This window comes from Burkholderia sp. LAS2 (genome assembly GCF_018417615.1).
Lineage (GTDB): Bacteria > Pseudomonadota > Gammaproteobacteria > Burkholderiales > Burkholderiaceae > Burkholderia > Burkholderia sola.
In genome coordinates this window covers 3,101,502-3,120,466 of the sequence record NZ_CP071052.1, presented here as the reverse complement: position 1 = coordinate 3,120,466, position 18,965 = coordinate 3,101,502, and the positions used below count along the sequence as shown (strand labels likewise).

Sequence of the window (18,965 nt, the reverse complement as noted above, 5' to 3'; positions counted from 1 at the left end):
GATTTTTAGACTTGGAGTGGCCACAAGTACAACAGAACGATTCTGGAGGATCAATGAAAACTTCGCTGTTCCGGTGTTCGACGATTGCGTCCGCGTGCGCGCTCACGGTGCTGCTCGCGTCGTGCGGCGGCGACGACATTCACGCCCCGACCGACCCCGACGCGGCAGCCGACCAGCGCGCGGCCGCGCTCGTCGCGCAACTGACGACCGACGAGAAACTGCAGCTCGTGCACGGCACCGGCATGCCGGCGCTCAGCCTGGGCGGCCCGTTCCCGGCCGACGCGCTGAACGGCGCGAGCTACATCCCGGGCGTGCCGCGGCTCGGCATTCCGGCCGTCAGCAGCGCCGATTCGGCGGGCGGCGTGAACGTGAAGAATGCGCGCGTGACCGCGCTGCCGGCGCCGGTCGCGCTCGCGGCGACGTGGGACCCGGCGCTCGCGGGCACCTACGGCACGCGCATCGCGCTCGAACTGCGCGCGCTCGGTTTCGCCGAAGGGCTCGGCGGCGGCGTGAACCTCGCGCGCGAGCCGCGCAACGGCCGCACCTTCGAATACATGGGCGAGGACCCGGTGCTCGCGGGCACGCTGAGCGCCGCGCGCACGCAGGCCACGCAGGCGCGGAAGGTGATCGCGACGATCAAGCATTTCGCGTTCAACGACCAGGAAACCAACCGCATGACGGTCGATTCGGTCGTCGACGAGCGGACCATGCGCGAGGCCGAGCTGCTCGCGTTCGAGATCGGCGTGAAGGACGGCCAGCCGGGCAACGTGATGTGCGCGTACAACAAGCTGAACGGCGTGTATGCGTGCGAGAACCCGTATCTGCTGACGACGGTGCTGAAGAACGAGTGGGGTTTCAAGGGCGTCGTGCAGTCGGACTGGGGCGCGACGCATTCGACGGTCGCGGCCGTGCAGGCGGGGCTCGACGAGGAACAGCCGGGCGCGGCCGACGACGGCAACGCGCCGCTCGGCTCGTACTTCAATGCGAAGCTGCGCGCGGCGCTGCAGGCCGGCAGCGTGTCTGTCGCGCGGCTGAACGACATGGTGCAGCGCAAGCTGCGCACGCTGATCCGCATCGGCGTGATGGATGCGCCGCCGAAGCCGGGCGGCGCGATCGACGAGGCCGCCGGCAATGCCGACGCGCTCGCGATCGCACGGCAAGCGGCGGTGCTGCTGAAGAACGCGGCCGCGCCGGGCGACACGCAGCCGGTGCTGCCGCTCGCCGCGGGCACGCTCAAGTCGGTCGTCGTGATCGGCGGGCATGCGGACGCGGGCGTGCTGTCGGGCGGCGGCTCGGGTGCGGTGCCGGCGATCGACGGCAACGCGGTGACGTCCTGCCAGCAACCGGCGGGCATGCTGTTCGGCGGGTGCGCGACCTGGTACAAGTCCGCGCCGCTCGCGGCGATCCGCGCGAAGGCGCCGAACGCGTCGGTCAGCTATCTCGACGGGACCGACGCGAATGCCGCGGCGAGCGCGGCCGCACAGGCCGATGTCGCGATCGTGTTCGCCACGCAGTGGCAGACGGAAGGGCTCGACCTCGCGAGCCTGTCGTTGCCCGATGCGAAGGCGGACCCGTACAACCAGCAATACGACCAGAACGCGCTGATCGCCGCGGTCGCCGCGACGGCGAAGCGTGTGATCGTCGTGCTCGAGAACGGCAGCCCGGTGCTGATGCCGTGGCTCGCGAACGTGCATGGCGTGCTGGACGCGTGGTATCCGGGCGCGCAGGGCGGCCAGGCGATCGCCGACCTGCTGTTCGGCGACGCGAACCCGTCGGGCCGGCTGCCGCTCACGTTCCCGAAGCAGGAGGCCGACCTGCCGCAGCCGACGATCGATCCGTCGAACCTGCAAAACGTCTATGCGGAAGGGCTCGCGTACGGCTATCGCTGGTTCGACGCGAAGGCGATCGAGCCGCTGTTCCCGTTCGGCTACGGGCTGTCGTACACGACGTATGCGTTGTCGGCGATGTCCGCGCAGGCGGACGCCGCGGGCAACGTGACGGTCGGCGTGACGGTGACGAACACCGGTGCGCGCGCCGGTACGCAGACGGTGCAGATCTACGCGGCGCTGCCCGCGTCGCTTGGCGAGCCGCCGAAGCGGCTCGTCGGCTGGACCAAGGTCGCGCTGCAGCCGGGCGAGGCGCGCACGGTCAACGTCGCGGTGCCGGCGCAGCGCTTCGCCGTGTGGGATGCGAGCGCGCACGCATGGCGGATCGGCGCGGGCAGCTACGCGCTGTCGGCGGCCGCGTCGTCGCGCGATCCGCAGGCGCTGTCGCAGACGGTGACGCTCGCCGCGCACTGAACGCGCGGTAGCCGGACGGCAGGCGGCGAGGCCCTTGCGTGGCTTCGCCGCGTGCGCGGCGCGCCGGACGGCGCTAGCCGGTGTTGCGCCGGAACGGATCGTGTTCGCGCAGTTCGTCGACGTACGCGTGGATATGCTCGGTCTCGCGCTCGAGAAAGCGCGCGACCGCATCGGAAAACGCCGGATGCGCGAGCCAGTGCGCGGAGTGCGTGACGGTCGGCAGGAAACCACGCGCGAGCTTGTGCTCGCCCTGCGCACCGCCTTCGAACGTGTCGAGTCCGGCCTCGATGCAGAATTCGAGCAACTGATAGTAGGCGGTTTCGAAATGCAGGCAGGGCACGTGTTCGATCGCGCCCCAGTAGCGGCCGTACAGCGTGCCGCCGCCGTGCTCGCCGCGCCGGTACACGGCGAGCGCGCTCGCGATCGGTTTCCCGTCGGCTTCCGCGATCACGAGCAGCAGGTTCTCGGGCATCGTCGTGCCGATCGTGCGGAAGAAGTCGAGGTTCAGGTACGGGCTCGAATAGTGCTCGCGGTACGTTTGCCGATAGCAGCGCGAGAAGAAGCGCCAGTCGGCGTCGGTGATCTGATCGCCGGTCAGCCGCCGGAAGGTCACGCCCGCGTCGTGCACCTTGCGCCGCTCCGCGCGGATGTTCTTGCGCTTCTTCTGCTCGAGTGTGGCGAGGAAATCGTCGAAGTGGCGGTAGCCGTCGTTGAGCCAGTGAAACTGCACGCCTTCGCGCAGCATCATCCCCATCGATTCGAGCAGGCGCGCTTCGTCGCCGGTCGGAAACAGCACGTGCAGCGACGACACGTCGCTCTGCTCGGCGAACGCGAGCAGCGTGGCCGCGAGCCGGCGGCGCGCGTCGTCGTCGGCCGCGAGCAGCCGCGTGCCCTGCACCGGCGTGAACGGCACCGCGCACAGCAGCTTCGGGTAGTAGGGCAGGTCGTTGCGCTGGTACGCGTCGGCCCACGCCCAGTCGAACACGTATTCGCCGTACGAATGCTGTTTCGCGTAGACGGGCGCGGCGGCCGCGAGGCGGCCGGTGCGCGTGTCGGTCAGCGTGACGAAGTGCGGCGACCAGCCGGTGTCGTCCACCGCGCAGCGCGCGACGTGCAGCGCGTCGAGGAATTCGTGGCGCAGGAACGGCGTGGGCTGCGCGTCGCCCGCGAGCAGCGCGTTCCATTCGTCGGCCGGCACCTCGGCGGGGGACGACAGGATGCCCGTGCGATAATCGATGCGTTCGTGTTTCAAGCGTGAATCCGTACCGTTGGATGTTGCCGGATGCGGGCCGCCGTGGCCCGCGCCCGGATCGATTTCGTCAGCCGTTCAAGGCGCGCCGCCGGGTTGCGCCGCCCCCGCCATGAAGACCCGACTCGCTCTCGCCCAGATCAACGTCACCGTCGGCGATTTCGCCGGCAACGTCGCGCGCATCGTCGCGGCCGCGCGCGCCGCGCACAACGATGGTGCGCAACTGATGGTCGCCCCCGAACTCGCGTTGTCCGGCTATCCACCCGAAGACCTGCTGCTGCGACCCGCGTTCTACGCGGCGGCGGCCGCCGCGCTCGATGCGCTCGCCGACGCACTGAAGGCGTTCGACGGGCTCGCGGTACTGGTCGGCCATCCGTTGCGCGGTGCGGGGGCGGGCAGCGCGTCAGCCGTCGATGGTAATGCAAACCGCCCGATCGAGCGCGGCGTGCCGCCCACCGATACCTTCAACGCGGCGTCGCTGATCGTCGGCGGCGAGATCGTCGGCACCTACCGCAAGCAGGATCTGCCGAACGCCGAGGTGTTCGACGAGAAACGCTACTTCGCGACCGATACCGAGCCGCTCGTGTTCGAGCTGAACGGCGTGAAATACGGCGTGATCATTTGCGAGGACGCGTGGCATGCGTCGGCCGCGCAGATCGCGAAGGCGGCCGGCGCGCAGGTGCTGCTGATCCCGAACGGCTCGCCGTATCACATGAACAAGGAGGCGGTGCGCATCGACATCCTGCGCGCGCGGATTCGCGAGACCGGGCTGCCGATGGTCTACGTGAACCTCGTCGGCGGCCAGGACGAACTCGTGTTCGACGGCGGGTCGTTCGTGCTCGACGGCGACGGCGCGCTCGTCGCGAAGATGCCGCAGTTCGACGAAGGGCATGCGATCGTCGAATTCGATGGCGCGCGGCCGCTGCCTGGCGCGATCGCGCCCGGGTTGTCGACGCACGCGCAGGTGTACCGCGCGCTGGTGACCGGCGTGCGCGACTACATCGGCAAGAACGGTTTTCCCGGCGTGCTGATCGGGCTGTCGGGCGGCGTCGATTCGGCGCTGGTGCTGGCCATCGCATGCGATGCGCTCGGGCCGGAGCGCGTGCGCGCGGTGATGATGCCGTCGCGCTTCACGGCCGACATCTCGACCACCGATGCGGCGGAAATGGCGCGGCGCGTCGGCGTGCGCTACGACGAGATCGCGATCGCGCCGATGTTCGATGCATTCCGCACCGCGCTCGCGGACGAATTCGCGGGCCGCGCGGAAGACGCGACGGAGGAGAACATCCAGGCGCGCATCCGCGGCACGCTGCTGATGGCGCTGTCGAACAAGTTCGGCTCGATCGTGCTGACGACCGGCAACAAGAGCGAGATGGCGGTCGGCTACTGCACGCTGTACGGCGACATGGCCGGCGGTTTCGCGGTGATCAAGGACATCGCGAAGACGCTCGTGTACCAACTCTGCCGCTATCGCAACGAAACGACCGATTACGCGCTGCGCGACGTGATTCCCGAGCGGATCCTGACGCGCGCGCCGTCGGCGGAGCTGCGCGAGAACCAGACCGACCAGGACAGCCTGCCGCCGTACGACGTGCTCGACGCGATCATGCGGATGTACATGGAAGAAGACCGGCCGCTCGCCGAGATCGTTGCGGCCGGCTACGCGCAGGCCGACGTCGAGCGCGTGACGCGGCTCATCAAGATCAACGAATACAAGCGCCGCCAGGCGCCGATCGGCATCCGGGTCACGCATCGCGCATTCGGGCGCGACTGGCGCTACCCGATCACATCACGTTTTACCGAACGGCTCGATTGACCGGTGCTGGGCCGGAGGCGGCCCGCCGGCTTACAATCGGGAACGCGATTTTTCATCCAAACGAGCATTGAGGGACAACCATCATGAAACGCATCACCGCCATCATCAAGCCGTTCAAGCTGGACGAAGTCCGCGAAGCGCTCGCCGAAGTCGGTCTCACGGGCCTGACCGTGACGGAAGTGAAGGGCTTCGGCCGCCAGAAGGGCCATACCGAGCTGTATCGCGGCGCGGAATACGTGGTCGATTTCCTGCCGAAGATGAAGATCGAGGTGGTCGTCGCGGAAGCGCAGGTCGATCAGGTGATCGACGCGGTGATCGGTGCGGCGCGCACCGGCAAGATCGGCGACGGCAAGATCTTCGTGTCGGACGTCGAGCGCGTGATCCGCATCCGTACCGGCGAAGAGAACGAAGCGGCCGTCTGAGCGCCGCCGCTTCCGCGCCGTTCAATCACTTCCCGGCCGCTTCGGCCGAGCGGGCCACGGGTCGCAAGAATCCGCCGCCCAAGAAAAAACGGTGCGGATACCCGGTTGGGTACCGCACCGATACGCGCCTCTCGCAGCAGCGTGGAAAGTGTTGTCGAATCGTTCTTTGACGGCGCCTGATCAGAACAGGTGCTGGATGCCGGCGTAGACGCCGGTCTGGCTGCCGCCCAGATGCGGGTTGCCGGTCGACACGGCGGTGCCCGCACCGTTCGCGTTCAGGCCGAAGTTGGCCGACGAGCTGTTGCGCACCGTCGCGGCCTGCAGGTCGAACAGCGTGCGCTTCGAGATGTTGTACGAACCGCCGATCGTGTAGATGTTCGCGTTGCCGCCGCCGTGGTTCGCGTTCACGTGATACACGGCCGCGATCAGCGCCGCTGCCGGCGTCGCCTGCCACGTCACGCCGCCCCACACCTGTTGCGTACCCGTCACGCCGGCGTTCACTGCCGGGCCGCCGCTGCCGTCCGCGCGCGATGCCTGGTAGGCCGCCTGAACCTTGAACTGGCCGAGGAACACGTTCACGCCCGCGAAGTATTCGCGCGAGTAGTTGAACACGTCCGAGAAGCGGCCGTTGCTGTCGCGCGTTTCGTCGTAGATGCCGCGCAACTGGAACAGCGAGTTCGTGTAGGTGACCTGACCGCCCATTGCACGACCCGGTTGGCCGGCCGTCGTGTTGCCGTTGAAGCTGGTCGAATTCGAGAACGAGAACTGGCCGTAGAAGTCGAGGCCGTAGAGCGACGGCGACTGGTACGACACGTTGTTGCTGGTCTTGTTCCAGTTGCGGCCGCGCACCAGCGAGGCCGTCGACCAGGCCGACTGGCCGAACGGGTCGAAATCCCACACGCCGTTGGCGATCGCGAGCTCGCGACCCAGCAGCAGCGTACCGTAGCGGTCGTTCGAGATACCGACGGTCGCGAAACGATCCCAGATCGAGCCGCTGAAGCCGCCCGTCATCGTGTTGAACGCGCCTTCGATGTGGAACAGGACCTTGTTGCCGCCACCGATGTCCTCGCTACCCTTCAAGCCCCACAGGCTCGTGCCCCAGTCGCCGCTTTCCGCGCGCACTTGGTGGCCGTTTTGCAGGCCGTTCATGTACTCGATACCTGCATCCAGGCGGCCATACAGCGTGACGCTGCTCTGCGCGTGCGCCGTCACCACCCCAGCAGCCATCAGCGCCGCCGCGACCAAAGCTTTCTTCATCATCTCCTCCATACCCTGTCAAAAAGTCAACCCAGACTGCACGAGATGCCCGGAGCGCGAGCGCCGGGCAAAAGCGGGATAACCAGGGAGACCTCGTGCAGGGCCGGTAAGCGCGGCACGCGGGCAAGCAGACGGAAAACCGTTGAGCGGTCCCGCGCAGCCGGGTCGGCCTGCGGGGTCTCCTTGTTGTGTCGTGAAGCTAAACTACATTTCACGAACTTCGTTTTGCTACTTTGGTTACTAATTTAGCAAAAATACAATTTTGTGGCGACGGAAATCGTTGTTTGACTAACCGCTGTCGCCAAATTGCCATGCAACACGGTGCGCAACAGGGCTCCCAAGGGTTCTCGATTACCGGAAAACCCTTGTCCCACAAGGGAGACATGGATTCGGCGGATAGGGCTCAAGGATTGCCACTATTGACGTTGCAAAGGCGCCGGCGTAAGCGCGAAAGTCGCGAAATGGGTAAGTATTTCGTAATGATTCCGGCGATTGCAGCCATCGCCGATCGGTGCCCGAAACGCCCGGCCGAAACGCGCTGTGGCTAGTCCGCGCTCGGCCGTGCGTCGAGCAACTGCGCGCGGATCCAGCGATGCGCGTCGGTGCGCGCATGCTTCGCATGCGAGTAGACCTTCACCGTGTAGCGCGGGATTTCGAACGGCGCGGGGAAGATGCGGATCGGCGCCGCGTGCCGCAGCGCCTGCGCGGCGCGGTTCGGCACGGTCATCAGGAGTGCCGACTCCGCGATCACGAACGGCGCGGCCAGCACGGTCGGCAACTGCACGGCGACGTGCCGCGCGAGGCCGAGCCGGTCGAGCACGTAGTCGACGACGCCACGCGACTCGTTCCACGGCGTGACGACCACGTGGCGCGCCGCCAGGTACTGGTCGAGCGTCAGCCGCCGGCGGATGTCCGGATGCGTGGCGCTCGCGATCACGACGTAATCGTCGGAGAACCAGTCGAAATCCTCGATGCCCGGTGCGTCGGCCGCCGATTCCTCGTGGTAGCCGAGCGCGAAGTCGATGCGGCCGGCCGCGAGCTCGTCGACGGAAATCTTGCGGTCCGAATGGACGACGCGGATGCGCAGGTGCGGCGCCACGTGCTGGATGCGGGCGACGAACGCCGGCAGCACCGCGAATGCCGTGTAGTCGGTCGCGGCGAACACGAACGTACGGTCGCTTTGCGCCGGATCGAAGCGGCGCGCGCGGGCGAGCCCCTTCGACATCGCGTCGAGCGCGTCGCCGGCCCACGTGGCGATGTCGTCGGCGCGCACGGTCGGCTGCATCTCGTTGCCGAGCCGCACGAACAGCGCATCGCCGATCGCGTCGCGCAGCCGGGCGAGCGCATGGCTCAACGCCGACGGGCTCAACGCGAGCTCGTGCGCGGCCGCTGCGACCGACCGGTGGCGGTACAGCGCGTCGAACACGAGCAGCAGGTTCAGGTCGAGGCGGCGCAGATCGGGATGCATCATGTTCAGGTCTGGATGAAGAACCTGCACTTCCTGCAGGCATCGCATGAACGTAGCATGACGGTTTGAACGGCGCCAGCGCGGCTGCGGGCTGCGCGGCGCCGTTTTCCGTTTCACATCCCGGGCCGGAGGAGGGCTCAACCCGTGCAAATCGATATCCGTTCCGCCACCGTCGCCGACGTGCCGCAGATCCTGCGCTTCATCACCGAACTGGCCGTCTACGAGAAAGCGGAGCACGAAGTCGTCGCGACGCCCGAATCGCTCGAACGCAGCCTGTTCGGCGAAGGCTCGCCGGCGCGGGCGCTGATGTGCGAGATCGACGGCGAGCCGGCCGGCTTCGCCGTGTATTTCTTCTCGTATTCGACGTGGCTCGCGCGGCAGGGGCTGTATCTGGAGGATCTGTACGTATCGCCGCGTTTTCGCGGCGCCGGCGCGGGGCTGCGGCTGCTGAAGGCGCTCGCGCGGATCGCGGTCGACTCGGGCTGCGGGCGTTTCGAATGGAGCGTGCTCGACTGGAACGAGCCGGCGATTCGCTTCTACGAAAGCGTCGGCGCGGCGCCGCAGAGCGAATGGGTGCGTTACCGGCTGGCGGGCGACGAACTGCGCGCGTTCGCCGACGGCACGCCGGTGAGCGCCGCGTAAACGCAAAACGGGCGCCGCGCGGCGAACCGCGGGCGCCCGCTCGGGCGTGGCGCGTGACGGGCGTTACTTGAGGCTGCCCGACAGGAAGCCGCGCAGGCGGTCGCTCTTCGGGTTCGCGAACACCTCGGCCGGCACGCCTTGTTCCTCGACGCGGCCCTGGTGCAGGAACATCACGTGGTTCGACACGTTGCGCGCGAAGCCCATCTCGTGCGTGACGACGATCATCGTGCGGCCTTCCTCGGCCAGCTTCTGCATCACCTTCAGCACTTCGCCCACCAGTTCCGGGTCGAGCGCGGAGGTCGGCTCGTCGAACAGCATCACGTCCGGATGCATCGCGAGCGCCCGCGCGATCGCCACGCGCTGCTGCTGGCCGCCGGACAAATGCGACGGATACTGCTTCTCGACGCGCGGCGCGAGGCCGACCTTCTCGAGATACTCGCGCGCACGGTCCTCGGCTTCCTTCTTCGGGATGCCGAGCACGTTCACCGGCGCTTCCATCACGTTCTCGATCACGTTCATGTGCGACCAGAGGTTGAAGTGCTGGAACACCATCGACAGCTTGGTGCGCACGCGCTGCAGCTGTTTCGAATCGGCCGCGCGCAGTGCGCCCGTCTTGTCGAGCGCGGTGCGCACTTCCTCGCCGTCGACGAAGATGCGACCCGCGTTCGGCTGCTCGAGGAAGTTGATACAGCGCAGCATCGTGCTCTTGCCGGAGCCGGACGAGCCGATCACGCTGATCACGTCGCCCGAGTTCGCCCTCAGCGACACGCCTTTGAGCACCTCGTTGTCGCCGTACCGCTTGTGGAGATCGTCGACGAAAAGCTTCTGGGTCTGGGAGTTCATTCGATTAGTCCTGCGGAAACTTACTTGCCTTGCGGGCGCAGATACGCGAGCCAGCGGCGCTCGGCCTGGCGGAACAGCCACACGAGCGTGAACGAGATCACGAGGTAGAGCAGCGCGGCGATGCCGAACGCGTGGAACGACATGTAGGTCGCCGAGTTCACGTCGCGCGCGATCTTCAGGATGTCCGGCACGGTCGCGGTGAAGGCCACCGTCGTCGCGTGCAGCATCAGGATCACTTCGTTGCTGTACAGCGGCAGCGCGCGGCGCAGCGCCGATGGCAGGATCACGCGGCGATACATCGTGAACGGCGACATCCCGTACGCGCGCGCGGCTTCGATCTCGCCGTACGACGTCGCCTTGATCGCGCCCGCGAAGATTTCGGTGGTGTACGCGCAGGTGTTCAGCGTGAACGCGAGCAGCGTGCAGTGCATCCCGTCGCGGAAGAACGCATCGAGCATCGGCGTGCCGCGCACCGCCTGCAGGCTGTACAGGCCCGTGTAGCAGAGCAGCAGCTGCACGTAGAGCGGGGTGCCGCGGAACACGTACGTATACAGCCACACGGCGCCCGCCAGCCACTTCCGCTTCGACACGCGCGCGACGGCGAGCGGCACCGACAGGCAGAAGCCGAGGCCGATCGACACGACCAGCAGCCACAGCGTGATCGCGACACCGGTGATGCGATAGCCGTCGGTGTACAGATAGTTGCGCCAGTATTCTTGGATGAGTTCGATCATAGGTCAGCCTTGCGGACACCGGTCGAGTAGCGCTTTTCGAGCCACATCAGCACGAAGTTCGAGATCGTCGTGATGGCGAGGTAGACCGCTCCCGCGATCAGCGTGAAGAAGAAGAATCGCAGCGTGCCCTTGCCGGCGTCCTGCGACGCCTTCACGACGTCGGCCAGACCGATGATCGACACGAGCGCGGTCGACTTCACGAGCACCTGCCAGTTGTTGCCGATGCCCGGCAGCGCGAAGCGCATCATCTGCGGGAACATGATCCGCGTGAATACTTGCCAGTTCGTCATCCCGTAGGCGCTGCCGGCCTCGAGCTGGCCGCGCGGCACCGACAGGAATGCGCCGCGGAACGTCTCGGTGAAGTACGCGCCGTAGATGAAGCCGAGCACGAGCACGCCGGCGAGGAACGGGTCGATGTCGATCTGGTCCCAGCCGAGCGCGTCGGTCGCCATGTTCAGCCAGATCTGCAGGCTGTAGAACAGCAGCAGCATCAGCACGAGATCGGGCACGCCGCGGATCAGCGTCGTGTAGACGGTGCCGACGCCGTTCGTCACGCGGTTGCGCGACAGCTTCGCGCCGGCGCCGAGCAGCCCCAGCAGGAACGACAGCGCAAGCGAAAGCACCGCCAGTTTGACGGTTTGCCAGGTGCCGGCGAGGATCAGCGGGCCGTAGCCTTGTAGAAACATATGGGGTCCCTGGTGTGGTCCCTGACGGCGCACGCGGTGCGCCGCGAAACACGCGTCCGCCAAGCTGCGCGGAACGCCCCGTGCGTATCATGACCGTCCGCCCCGGCAACGGTGCCGGGCCCGCCCGCCGCGCGAGCGACGGGCAAGGGGCGGGCGGCGCGTGGTTGACTGCCTGTACTGCCCGGACGCGGGGCCGCCCCCGCATCCGCTGCTGCTGCTTGGGCCGCGTTCAGCGGGCCGGCGCCGAATAGACGCTGAACGAGAAGTACTGGTGCGACAGCCGGTCGTAGGTGCCGTCCTTGTGCATGTCGGCCAGCGCCCGGTTGATCTTGAGCTTCAGGTCGGTATCTTCCTTGCGCAGGCCGATCGCGGTGCCGTCGCCGATCGTCTTCGGATCCTTCACTTCCGGCCCGGCGAACGCGAAGCCCTTGCCGCGCGGCGTGCGCAGGAAGCCGTAGTCGGCCTGCAGTTCGTCCTGCAGCGTCGCGTCGAGGCGGCCCGTGCCGAGATCGGTATAGACCTGGTCCTGATTCTGGTAAGGAACGATCGTCACGCCCTGCGGTTCCCAGTACGCCTTCGCGTAGGTTTCCTGCGTCGAGCCCTGCTCGACGCCGACGCGCTTGCCCTTCAGCGACGCGACCGTCGGCAGCAGCGGCGAGCCGGTCTTCGCGATCATCCGTGCGGGTGCGTCGTACACCTTGTCGGAGAAGTCGATCTGTTCGCGACGCTTGTCCGTGACGGTCAGCGACGACACGATGACGTCGTACTTCTTCGCCTTCAGCGCCGGGATGATTCCGTCGAGATCCTGCGCCACCCACACGCATCTCACGTTGATCCGCTTGCAGATTTCCTTGGTGAGATCCACGTCGAAACCGACGATCTCGCCGCTCGGCGCGGTCGACTCGAACGGCGGGTAGCTGGCGTCGACGCCGATCCGCACGGTCTTCCACTCCTTCGCGAAGGCGCTGCCCGCCACGAGGGCGAGGGCGGCGCACAGGGCGGCCTTCTTCATTTCCATCCTTCTGTTGCTGACTTTCCGGGGGCGCTCGCGGCCGGTCGAACCGGGCGCCGCGGCGTATTCTAGACGGCCAAAAATCGCCGATCGGCGCTCTGACGTTGGCGGCCGCCGGAACGGCGAACGCCAAAAGGGCGGTATTTTACCCGAACGCGATACCCGGAAAACGGCAATCCGGCACGGTCGACCGATTCCTCGAATCGGCTGTTGCGGTAATCGCGGTATTCGCAACGAATATTCCGGCAATTGGTTCCGCGGCTGCAACGATGCGGTGCGCGGGCGGCGGATTGTGGCGCGTTCGACGTCCCCCTACAGTGGAGGTAAACCCGAACAGAACATCTGCGCCCCCGAGCGTCCACCCCAATGTTCCAGATCCTGCGCGCCGAAGACCGCTGGCATACGCGCCACGGCTGGCTCGAATCGAGTCACAGTTTTTCGTCTGCCTGCCGCACCGCGCATGCGCCGGTGCGTCCGCCCGTCGGCGCGCTGTGCGTGCTGAGCGAGGATCTGATTGCGCCGACGCGCGGTTTCGGGATGCAGCCGCGCCGCGACGTGGAGATCGTCACCTACGTGCTGGATGGCGTGCTCGCGCACCGCGACAGCCTCGGCTGCGGCGCGATCGTCCGGACCGGCGGCATCCAGCGGATGAGCGCCGGCACGGGGCTCATGCACGGCGAAACCAACGCGTCGCGCGACCGCCCGCTGCATCTGCTGCAGATCTGGCTGCAGCCGGCCGAGCGGGGCGGGCGGCCCGGCTACGAGGAGCGGCGTTTCGCCGACGACGAGAAGCGCGGGCGCCTGAGGCTCGTCGCGGCGCCCGACGGCGGCGACGGCGCGCTGTCGATGCGGGCGGATGCCCGCATCTTCGCGGGGCTGATCGACGGCGACGAGACGACGGCGTTCGACGTGCCGGCCGGGCGCAGCGTCTACGTGCACGTGGCGCGCGGCGAGGTCGAGGTCAACGGCCGCGCGCTGGCCGCCGGCGACGGCGCGCGGATCGGCGGCGTGGACGCGGTGGCGTTCGCGCGCGGCCGGAGCGCCGAGGTGCTGCTGTTCGACGTCGCCTGAAACGAAAAAGGGGACGCAGGCCGATGCCTGCGTCCCCGTTCGGTGCCGCCGTGCGAGCGGCCCGCCGGCTTACTGCGCCGGCGCCGACGCGCCCTTGGCGGCCGCGCGATGCTGCTCCCAGCGCGCCTTCATCTTCTCGTGGCGCTGTTCCATCTTCGCGAACTGCTGCTTGAGCACGGTGCTGACCATCGTCTTCTGCTGGTCGTTCAGCCCGTTGTAGAACGTGAGCCACGCGGCGGACGTCTGCTCGCGCAGCTGCGCGTTCTGCGCTTCCGCCTGCTGGCGCGCCGAATGCATCGCGCTCAGGTCGAGGATCGGCTGGTTCTGCTGCGCCTTGAACTGCTCGCGCATCTGCTCGTGGCTCTTGCGCATCGCGTCACGGTTCTGCTTCATCGTATTGACGGCGGCTTGCCATTGCTGCTCCTGCGACGCATTGAGCTTTAGCTGGTCGTGCAGTTTCATGATCGCGCCGAACGGGCCGCCTTCGTGCCCGTCGTGCATCCGGTGCATGCCGGGGCCGCCCGGCGGCGGCATGTCGTCGGGCGGCGCGGCATGCGCGGTGCCGAATGCGAGAGCGAGCACGGTGGCGGCCGCGATGGCCACGCGGGAAGTCTTCTTATACATTTCAGAAACTCCTTGTATCCAAAGGGTCCGGCGATGCGGTGCCGGGAAAGTCGGGTACCGCATCCGGTAAGACGCAGGTTAGCGATGCAGGCTCCGACGGGTGTTACGCGGGGCGGCGACCCGGTTACCGCGCATTACAGTTCCCTTGCGCGGTAACCCGCAGTAACCCTTTCGCCCCTTTGTTTCGTTCTTCGACTCCGTCCTCGCGCGGTAAACTTCGAGCCATGACTACCCAGATCCTCATCGTCGACGACGACCAAGAACTCCGAGACCTGCTGCGCGACTATCTCGTGCGCCAGGGGATGGAAGTGTCCGTGCTGCACGACGCGGCGACGCTCGAGAAGCGCCTCGAGCGCGAGCGGCCCGACCTGATCGTGCTGGACCTGATGATGCCGGGCGTGGACGGCCTGACCGCGCTGCGCCAGCTGCGCGCGGCCGGCGACGACATCCCCGTGATCATGCTGACCGCGCGCGCGGACGACGTCGACCGCATCGTCGGGCTCGAGCTCGGCGCGGACGACTACCTCGGCAAGCCGTTCAACCCGCGCGAGCTGCTCGCGCGCGTGCAGGCCGTGCTGCGCCGCCGCCGCGCGACGCCGTCGGCGGCCGCGCCCGAACAGCGCGAGCCGTTCGCGTTTGGCCGCTTCCTGCTCGACTTCCAGGCGCGCACGCTGTCGGTCGACGGCAAGCCGGCCACGCTGTCGAGCAGCGAATTCGCGCTGCTGAAGATCTTCGTGAACCACGCGCTGCGCACGCTCACGCGCGAGCGGCTGCTCGAGCTGCTGCACGGGCCCGAGTACGACGGCACCGACCGCGGCATCGACGTCCAGGTGTGGCGCCTGCGCCGCATCCTCGAAACGGATCCGTCGACGCCGCGCTTCATCCAGACGGTGCGCGGGCGCGGCTACGTGTTCGTGCCCGACGGCGAGGCCCATGCGCAAACCCATTGATTCGCTGTTCGGGCGGCTGGCGCTGCTCGTCGTTGGCGTCCTGCTCCTGTCGCACTTCGCGTGGTTCTTCGCGATGCGGCTCGAGCGCAACCAGATGCAGACGCGCTATGCGGTCGAGGAGGCCGCGTTCCTCGTCGACGCGGTGCGCCAGCACGTCGCGCGCACGCCCGACCAGCCGCTGCCGTCGCGCGTGCGGCTCGTGTCGCCGGACAGCGCCGACGTGCCGAAGGGCGGCGATGCGGGGCTGCCGCCGCCGCTGAAGCGGTTCCGCGACGACGTGAGCGACCGGATGCCGCCTGGCACGCAGGTCGAGATCGGCACACCGGGCCATCCGCCCGTGCTGTGGGTGAAGGAGCCGGCCGACCGCAACTGGATCGTGGTGCCCGTGCAGCCGCTGCGGCCGCCGCGCTCGCTCGACCGGATGCTGCTGTGGCTCGGCACGATCTTCTCGGCCGGCGTGATCGCCGCGCTGTTCGCGGCCTGGCAGTTACAGCAGCCGCTGCGCTCGCTCGCTCGCGCGGTCGCGCGTTTCGGCCGCGGGCAGCCGGTGCCGCCGCTGCGCGAACGCGGGCCGCGCGAACTGCGCCAGCTCACGCACGGCTTCAACCAGATGGTCGAGCAGGTGTCGCAGGCCGACAGTGATCGCGCGGTGATGCTGGCCGGCGTCGCGCACGACCTGCGCACGCCGCTCGCGCGGATGCGCCTGCGGGCGGAAATGATGGACGACGCGCGGCTGCGCGACGGCGTCGTGCGCGACGTCGACTCGATGTCGCACATCGTCGACCAGTTCCTGGTGTTTGCGCATGGCGGGGCCGACCGCAGCGAGCCGGTGCCGGTCGATCACGCGTGCGAGCGGATCGCGCGCAGCTATCGCGCGGTCGCGCCGAACGCGCCGGCGGTCCAGACGCGGCTGGAGGCCGATCCCGGCTTCCGGCTGCCGACGGCGACGCTCGACCGGATCCTGTCGAACCTGCTGGACAACGCGCATGCGTACGGCGCACCGCCCGTACTCGTCGAGACGGCGCGCACGCCGGCCGGCTACGTGCTGTCGGTCAGCGACAGCGGCGGCGGCATCGCGCCGCGCGACCTCGCGGCCGCCACGCGGCCGTTCGTGCGGCTCGATCCCGCGCGCGGCGGGAACGGCCACAGCGGGCTCGGGCTCGCGATCGTCGAGCGGCTCGTGCTCAGGCTGGGCGGCGCATGCGACATCGGCAATCGCCCCGAAGGCGGCCTGCGCGTGTCGATGACGTTCCCGTTCGACGCCGTGCCGAAAGACGACGAATCCCACGCACAGGCCGCATGAGCGGGTGCGGCGCCTGCCCGGCCGGGCGGGCGCCGCGCGGCGTCATTCGCCGAACAGCGTGCCGAGCGTCTCGGCCGCGTTGCTGTCGATCGTGTTGTAGGTCACCGTGGTGGCCTCGAAGATATAGACGGTCGTATACCGGCCGAGGCGCTCCAGGATTTCCTCCTGCAGCGATTCCGGCACGACGTTCATGTTCAGGTACCACGCCGTGGACGACAGCCGCGTCTGGAACGACCCGTACTCCTGCATGAGTTCATAGAACGCGTCGGCATCCTGATCGCGACAGACGATCACCAAGTTTCCTGCCATTCCCTTCCTCCCGCTCGTCGGTCGATCCCCGGGGCCGGTCGACACGGCGCGCGTGCGTGTTGCGGCGACACGGCCGAACCGGACCCCGGGGGCTAGCCCCGATCATACCTGCTTCGCCGTATCCGGCTGCTGATCCCGGACACGGTTTGTGCCCGCGTGCGGGGGGCGGGTTCACGGCCGGGCCGGATCACGGCATAATTCGGGCCTGCGTGCCGGCCGCCGGACTGCGGCCAGGCTGTTCCGTACCGCGCGCCCGCCATCCGTCCACGCGCCGGGCACGATCCATGCGTTGCCTGCGCCGTCCCCGGACGGTTGTACCTGAAATACAGGTTGGTGTAGTGTCGTGCCGTCGCGGCCCGGCTCGACCGGCCGCGGCAGCGCATGCACGCACGGCGCGCCGCGTGCGCGAGATCGCCAGTCAATCGAATTACCGCGCCCGTGCGCTTTGCCATGAATCAACATCGACTGCCGGCTTCGATCGGCCTTACCGGGGAGGGCGCCTGATGAACGTCGGATTCTTCAATCCGAACCGGACCGCCAACGCATCCGCGTGGCGCGTGTTGCCGAACCGGTGGGACTTCATCGCCTTTCCGCTGATCATCTGCCTGATCGCGATGGCGGTGGTCGGCTTTCACGAAACGCTGGCGCCGATCGGCGTGCTGCAGACGCAGAAGATCTCGCTCGATCCGTCGAACCTGCCCGAATATGCACTGCGCACCACGCTGCGGATGCTCGCCGCGATGGTCGCGTCGCTGGCGTTTACGCTCGTCTACGGCACGCTCGCGGCCAAGAGCCGCCGCGCGGGCATGGTGCTGATCCCGATCCTCGACATCCTGCAGTCGGTGCCGGTGCTCGGCTTCATCTCGTTTACGGTCACGTTCTTCCTCGCGCTGTTCCCGAGCCGCGTGCTCGGCGCCGAGCTGGCCGCGATCTTCGCGATCTTCACGAGCCAGGCGTGGAACATGACGTTCAGCTTCTACCAGTCGCTGCGCACGGTGCCGCGCGACCTGGACGAGGTGTCGCGCGGCTTCCACCTGACGTCCTGGCAGCGCTTCTGGAAGCTCGAGGTGCCGTTCTCGATGCCGGGCCTGATCTGGAACATGATGATGTCGATGTCGGGCGGCTGGTTCTTCGTCGTCGCGTCGGAGGCGATCACCGTCGGCAACCAGACGATCACGCTGCCGGGCATCGGCGCGTATCTCGCGCAGGCGATCGCGGACAAGAATTTCGGCGCGATCGGCTGGGTGATCCTGACGATGACGGTCGTGATCCTCGCGTATGACCAGTTCCTGTTCCGCCCGCTCATCGCGTGGGCCGACAAGTTCCGGATGGAAAACACCGCGTCGGGCGATGCGCCGCAATCGTGGCTGCTCGACCTCGTGCGCCGCACGCGGCTGATCCATCAGCTGCTCGTGCCGGCCGGCTGGTTCTTCGCGAAGGCCGCGCGGATCCCGCTGCGCCTGCCGCTGTCGGGCGCGATGCGCTTTACGCTGCCGCGCGTCGAGAAGAAGGCGTCGCGCACGGTCGACATCGCGTGGGCGGGGCTCGTGCTGCTCGGCACGGCCTATATCGTGTGGCGCGTCGTCAGCTTCGTCGCGACCGGCGTGACGATGGCCGAAGTCGGCCACGTGCTCGTGCTCGGGCTCATCACGCTGCTGCGCGTGGTCGTGCTGATCTCGATCGCGTCGCTGATCTGGGTGCCGATCGGCGTGTGGGTCGGGCTGCGTCCGAAGCTGGCCGAGAAGCTGCAGCCGCTCGCGCAGTTCCTCGCCGCGTTCCCCGCGAACCTGCTGTTCCCGGTGTTCGTGATCGTGATCGCGCGTTTCCACCTGAATGCGGACATCTGGCTGTCGCCGCTGATCGTGCTCGGTACGCAGTGGTATATCCTGTTCAACGTGATCGCCGGCGCGACGTCCTACCCGAACGACTATCGCGAAGCGGCGACCAACTTCCGCATCCGCGGCTGGCAGTGGTGGCGTCAGGCGATCCTGCCCGGCATCTTCCCGTACTACGTGACCGGCGCGATCACCGCCTCGGGCGGCGCGTGGAACGCGAGCATCGTGTCGGAAGCCGTGCAGTGGGGCAGCACCCGGATCGAGGCGCATGGCCTCGGCGCCTACATCGCGCGGACCACCGCCGCCGGCGATTTCCCGAAGATCATCCTGGGCATCGCCGTGATGTCCCTGTTCGTCACCCTGTTCAACCGCCTGCTGTGGCGCCCGCTGTATGCCTTCGCCGAAGCGAAGCTGCGGCTCGACTGAGACCGATTGAGAGCGAAA

At 67.8% G+C, this 18,965-nt stretch carries 17 protein-coding genes; 8 read left to right on the top strand and 9 right to left on the bottom strand.

Features of this window, described 5'->3' with window-relative positions; genetic code table 11:
• The first annotated feature begins 53 nt into the window (after positions 1 to 53).
• Positions 54 to 2,300, top strand: coding sequence for a glycoside hydrolase family 3 C-terminal domain-containing protein (locus tag JYG37_RS14470; protein ID WP_213345526.1), 2,247 nt, complete (start codon positions 54 to 56; stop codon positions 2,298 to 2,300).
• A gap of 73 nt (positions 2,301 to 2,373) precedes the next feature.
• On the opposite strand, the gene JYG37_RS14465 is transcribed toward JYG37_RS14470, so the two are convergent.
• Positions 2,374 to 3,552, bottom strand: coding sequence for a GNAT family N-acetyltransferase (locus tag JYG37_RS14465; RefSeq protein ID WP_050012023.1), 1,179 nt, complete (start codon positions 3,550 to 3,552; stop codon positions 2,374 to 2,376).
• A gap of 109 nt (positions 3,553 to 3,661) precedes the next feature.
• On the opposite strand from JYG37_RS14465, the gene JYG37_RS14460 reads away from it, so the two are divergent.
• Positions 3,662 to 5,365 carry an NAD+ synthase gene (locus JYG37_RS14460; RefSeq protein ID WP_050012022.1) on the top strand — a complete coding sequence of 568 codons (1,704 nt, stop codon included), beginning with the start codon at positions 3,662 to 3,664 and terminating at the stop codon, positions 5,363 to 5,365.
• An 83-nt stretch (positions 5,366 to 5,448) separates the two neighbouring features.
• Positions 5,449 to 5,787, top strand: a complete 339-nt coding sequence (locus JYG37_RS14455; RefSeq protein WP_006398637.1) for a P-II family nitrogen regulator — start codon at positions 5,449 to 5,451, stop codon at positions 5,785 to 5,787.
• A gap of 180 nt (positions 5,788 to 5,967) precedes the next feature.
• Here the strand turns inward: JYG37_RS14455 and JYG37_RS14450 are convergent, their stop codons facing one another.
• Entirely contained in the window at positions 5,968 to 7,047 is a 1,080-nt protein-coding gene (locus tag JYG37_RS14450) for a porin (RefSeq protein WP_213345524.1), read from the bottom strand.
• Between the two features lie 541 nt (positions 7,048 to 7,588).
• Positions 7,589 to 8,515: a LysR family transcriptional regulator gene (locus JYG37_RS14445; RefSeq protein ID WP_124651403.1), complete on the bottom strand. Its 927-nt coding sequence runs from the start codon at positions 8,513 to 8,515 to the stop codon at positions 7,589 to 7,591.
• Positions 8,516 to 8,656: 141 nt separating this feature from the next.
• Here JYG37_RS14445 and JYG37_RS14440 point away from each other — a divergent pair, with 141 nt between their 5' ends.
• Positions 8,657 to 9,154, top strand: coding sequence for a GNAT family N-acetyltransferase (locus tag JYG37_RS14440; protein ID WP_050012019.1), 498 nt, complete (start codon positions 8,657 to 8,659; stop codon positions 9,152 to 9,154).
• A gap of 63 nt (positions 9,155 to 9,217) precedes the next feature.
• On the opposite strand, the gene JYG37_RS14435 is transcribed toward JYG37_RS14440, so the two are convergent.
• The 4 genes from JYG37_RS14435 to JYG37_RS14420 all read right to left on the bottom strand — a co-directional run bounded on the left by JYG37_RS14435 (position 9,218) and on the right by JYG37_RS14420 (position 12,429).
• On the bottom strand, positions 9,218 to 9,997 hold the full coding sequence (locus JYG37_RS14435) for an ABC transporter ATP-binding protein (RefSeq protein WP_050012018.1): 780 nt from the start codon (positions 9,995 to 9,997) through the stop codon (positions 9,218 to 9,220).
• A gap of 20 nt (positions 9,998 to 10,017) precedes the next feature.
• Positions 10,018 to 10,731, bottom strand: coding sequence for an ABC transporter permease (locus tag JYG37_RS14430; protein ID WP_050012017.1), 714 nt, complete (start codon positions 10,729 to 10,731; stop codon positions 10,018 to 10,020).
• On the bottom strand, positions 10,728 to 11,417 hold the full coding sequence (locus tag JYG37_RS14425) for an ABC transporter permease (RefSeq protein ID WP_006489645.1): 690 nt from the start codon (positions 11,415 to 11,417) through the stop codon (positions 10,728 to 10,730). Before JYG37_RS14425 ends, JYG37_RS14430 begins: the two co-directional genes overlap by 4 nt.
• A 229-nt stretch (positions 11,418 to 11,646) precedes the next feature.
• On the bottom strand, positions 11,647 to 12,429 hold the full coding sequence (locus JYG37_RS14420) for an ABC transporter substrate-binding protein (protein ID WP_050012016.1): 783 nt from the start codon (positions 12,427 to 12,429) through the stop codon (positions 11,647 to 11,649).
• A gap of 366 nt (positions 12,430 to 12,795) precedes the next feature.
• On the opposite strand from JYG37_RS14420, the gene JYG37_RS14415 reads away from it, so the two are divergent.
• Complete coding sequence (locus JYG37_RS14415; RefSeq protein ID WP_089488724.1) at positions 12,796 to 13,500, top strand: pirin family protein; 705 nt, start codon at positions 12,796 to 12,798, stop codon at positions 13,498 to 13,500.
• Positions 13,501 to 13,569: 69 nt separating this feature from the next.
• On the opposite strand, the gene JYG37_RS14410 is transcribed toward JYG37_RS14415, so the two are convergent.
• On the bottom strand, positions 13,570 to 14,124 hold the full coding sequence (locus tag JYG37_RS14410; protein ID WP_050012014.1) for a Spy/CpxP family protein refolding chaperone: 555 nt from the start codon (positions 14,122 to 14,124) through the stop codon (positions 13,570 to 13,572).
• Between the two features lie 224 nt (positions 14,125 to 14,348).
• On the opposite strand from JYG37_RS14410, the gene JYG37_RS14405 reads away from it, so the two are divergent.
• On the top strand, positions 14,349 to 15,074 hold the full coding sequence (locus tag JYG37_RS14405) for a response regulator (protein ID WP_006493394.1): 726 nt from the start codon (positions 14,349 to 14,351) through the stop codon (positions 15,072 to 15,074).
• Positions 15,058 to 16,377, top strand: coding sequence for an ATP-binding protein (locus JYG37_RS14400; RefSeq protein WP_050012013.1), 1,320 nt, complete (start codon positions 15,058 to 15,060; stop codon positions 16,375 to 16,377). The genes JYG37_RS14405 and JYG37_RS14400 overlap by 17 nt, the downstream gene beginning before the upstream one ends.
• A gap of 42 nt (positions 16,378 to 16,419) precedes the next feature.
• Here JYG37_RS14400 and JYG37_RS14395 read toward each other — a convergent pair whose 3' ends face one another.
• Positions 16,420 to 16,686 carry a double-stranded DNA-specific endonuclease gene (locus JYG37_RS14395; RefSeq protein ID WP_011545926.1) on the bottom strand — a complete coding sequence of 89 codons (267 nt, stop codon included), beginning with the start codon at positions 16,684 to 16,686 and terminating at the stop codon, positions 16,420 to 16,422.
• A 503-nt stretch (positions 16,687 to 17,189) separates the two neighbouring features.
• Here JYG37_RS14395 and JYG37_RS14390 point away from each other — a divergent pair.
• Positions 17,190 to 18,947, top strand: coding sequence for an ABC transporter permease (locus tag JYG37_RS14390; protein WP_050012012.1), 1,758 nt, complete (start codon positions 17,190 to 17,192; stop codon positions 18,945 to 18,947).
• Positions 18,948 to 18,965 lie beyond the last annotated feature (18 nt).

Excerpts from the sequence above, each read along its gene's own strand:
- JYG37_RS14425 (WP_006489645.1), bottom strand. The coding sequence starts at position 11,417 with ATGTTTCTACAAGGCTACGGCCCGCTGATCCTCGCCGGCACCTGGCAA.
- JYG37_RS14460 (WP_050012022.1), top strand. The coding sequence starts at position 3,662 with ATGAAGACCCGACTCGCTCTCGCCCAGATCAACGTCACCGTCGGCGAT.
- JYG37_RS14435 (WP_050012018.1), bottom strand. The coding sequence starts at position 9,997 with ATGAACTCCCAGACCCAGAAGCTTTTCGTCGACGATCTCCACAAGCGG.
- JYG37_RS14430 (WP_050012017.1), bottom strand. The coding sequence starts at position 10,731 with ATGATCGAACTCATCCAAGAATACTGGCGCAACTATCTGTACACCGAC.
- JYG37_RS14410 (WP_050012014.1), bottom strand. The coding sequence starts at position 14,124 with ATGTATAAGAAGACTTCCCGCGTGGCCATCGCGGCCGCCACCGTGCTC.
- JYG37_RS14450 (WP_213345524.1), bottom strand. The coding sequence starts at position 7,047 with ATGATGAAGAAAGCTTTGGTCGCGGCGGCGCTGATGGCTGCTGGGGTG.
- JYG37_RS14455 (WP_006398637.1), top strand. The coding sequence starts at position 5,449 with ATGAAACGCATCACCGCCATCATCAAGCCGTTCAAGCTGGACGAAGTC.
- JYG37_RS14400 (WP_050012013.1), top strand. The coding sequence starts at position 15,058 with ATGCGCAAACCCATTGATTCGCTGTTCGGGCGGCTGGCGCTGCTCGTC.
- JYG37_RS14395 (WP_011545926.1), bottom strand. The coding sequence starts at position 16,686 with ATGGCAGGAAACTTGGTGATCGTCTGTCGCGATCAGGATGCCGACGCG.
- JYG37_RS14470 (WP_213345526.1), top strand. The coding sequence starts at position 54 with ATGAAAACTTCGCTGTTCCGGTGTTCGACGATTGCGTCCGCGTGCGCG.
- JYG37_RS14390 (WP_050012012.1), top strand. The coding sequence starts at position 17,190 with ATGAACGTCGGATTCTTCAATCCGAACCGGACCGCCAACGCATCCGCG.
- JYG37_RS14415 (WP_089488724.1), top strand. The coding sequence starts at position 12,796 with ATGTTCCAGATCCTGCGCGCCGAAGACCGCTGGCATACGCGCCACGGC.
- JYG37_RS14445 (WP_124651403.1), bottom strand. The coding sequence starts at position 8,515 with ATGATGCATCCCGATCTGCGCCGCCTCGACCTGAACCTGCTGCTCGTG.
- JYG37_RS14405 (WP_006493394.1), top strand. The coding sequence starts at position 14,349 with ATGACTACCCAGATCCTCATCGTCGACGACGACCAAGAACTCCGAGAC.
- JYG37_RS14420 (WP_050012016.1), bottom strand. The coding sequence starts at position 12,429 with ATGAAGAAGGCCGCCCTGTGCGCCGCCCTCGCCCTCGTGGCGGGCAGC.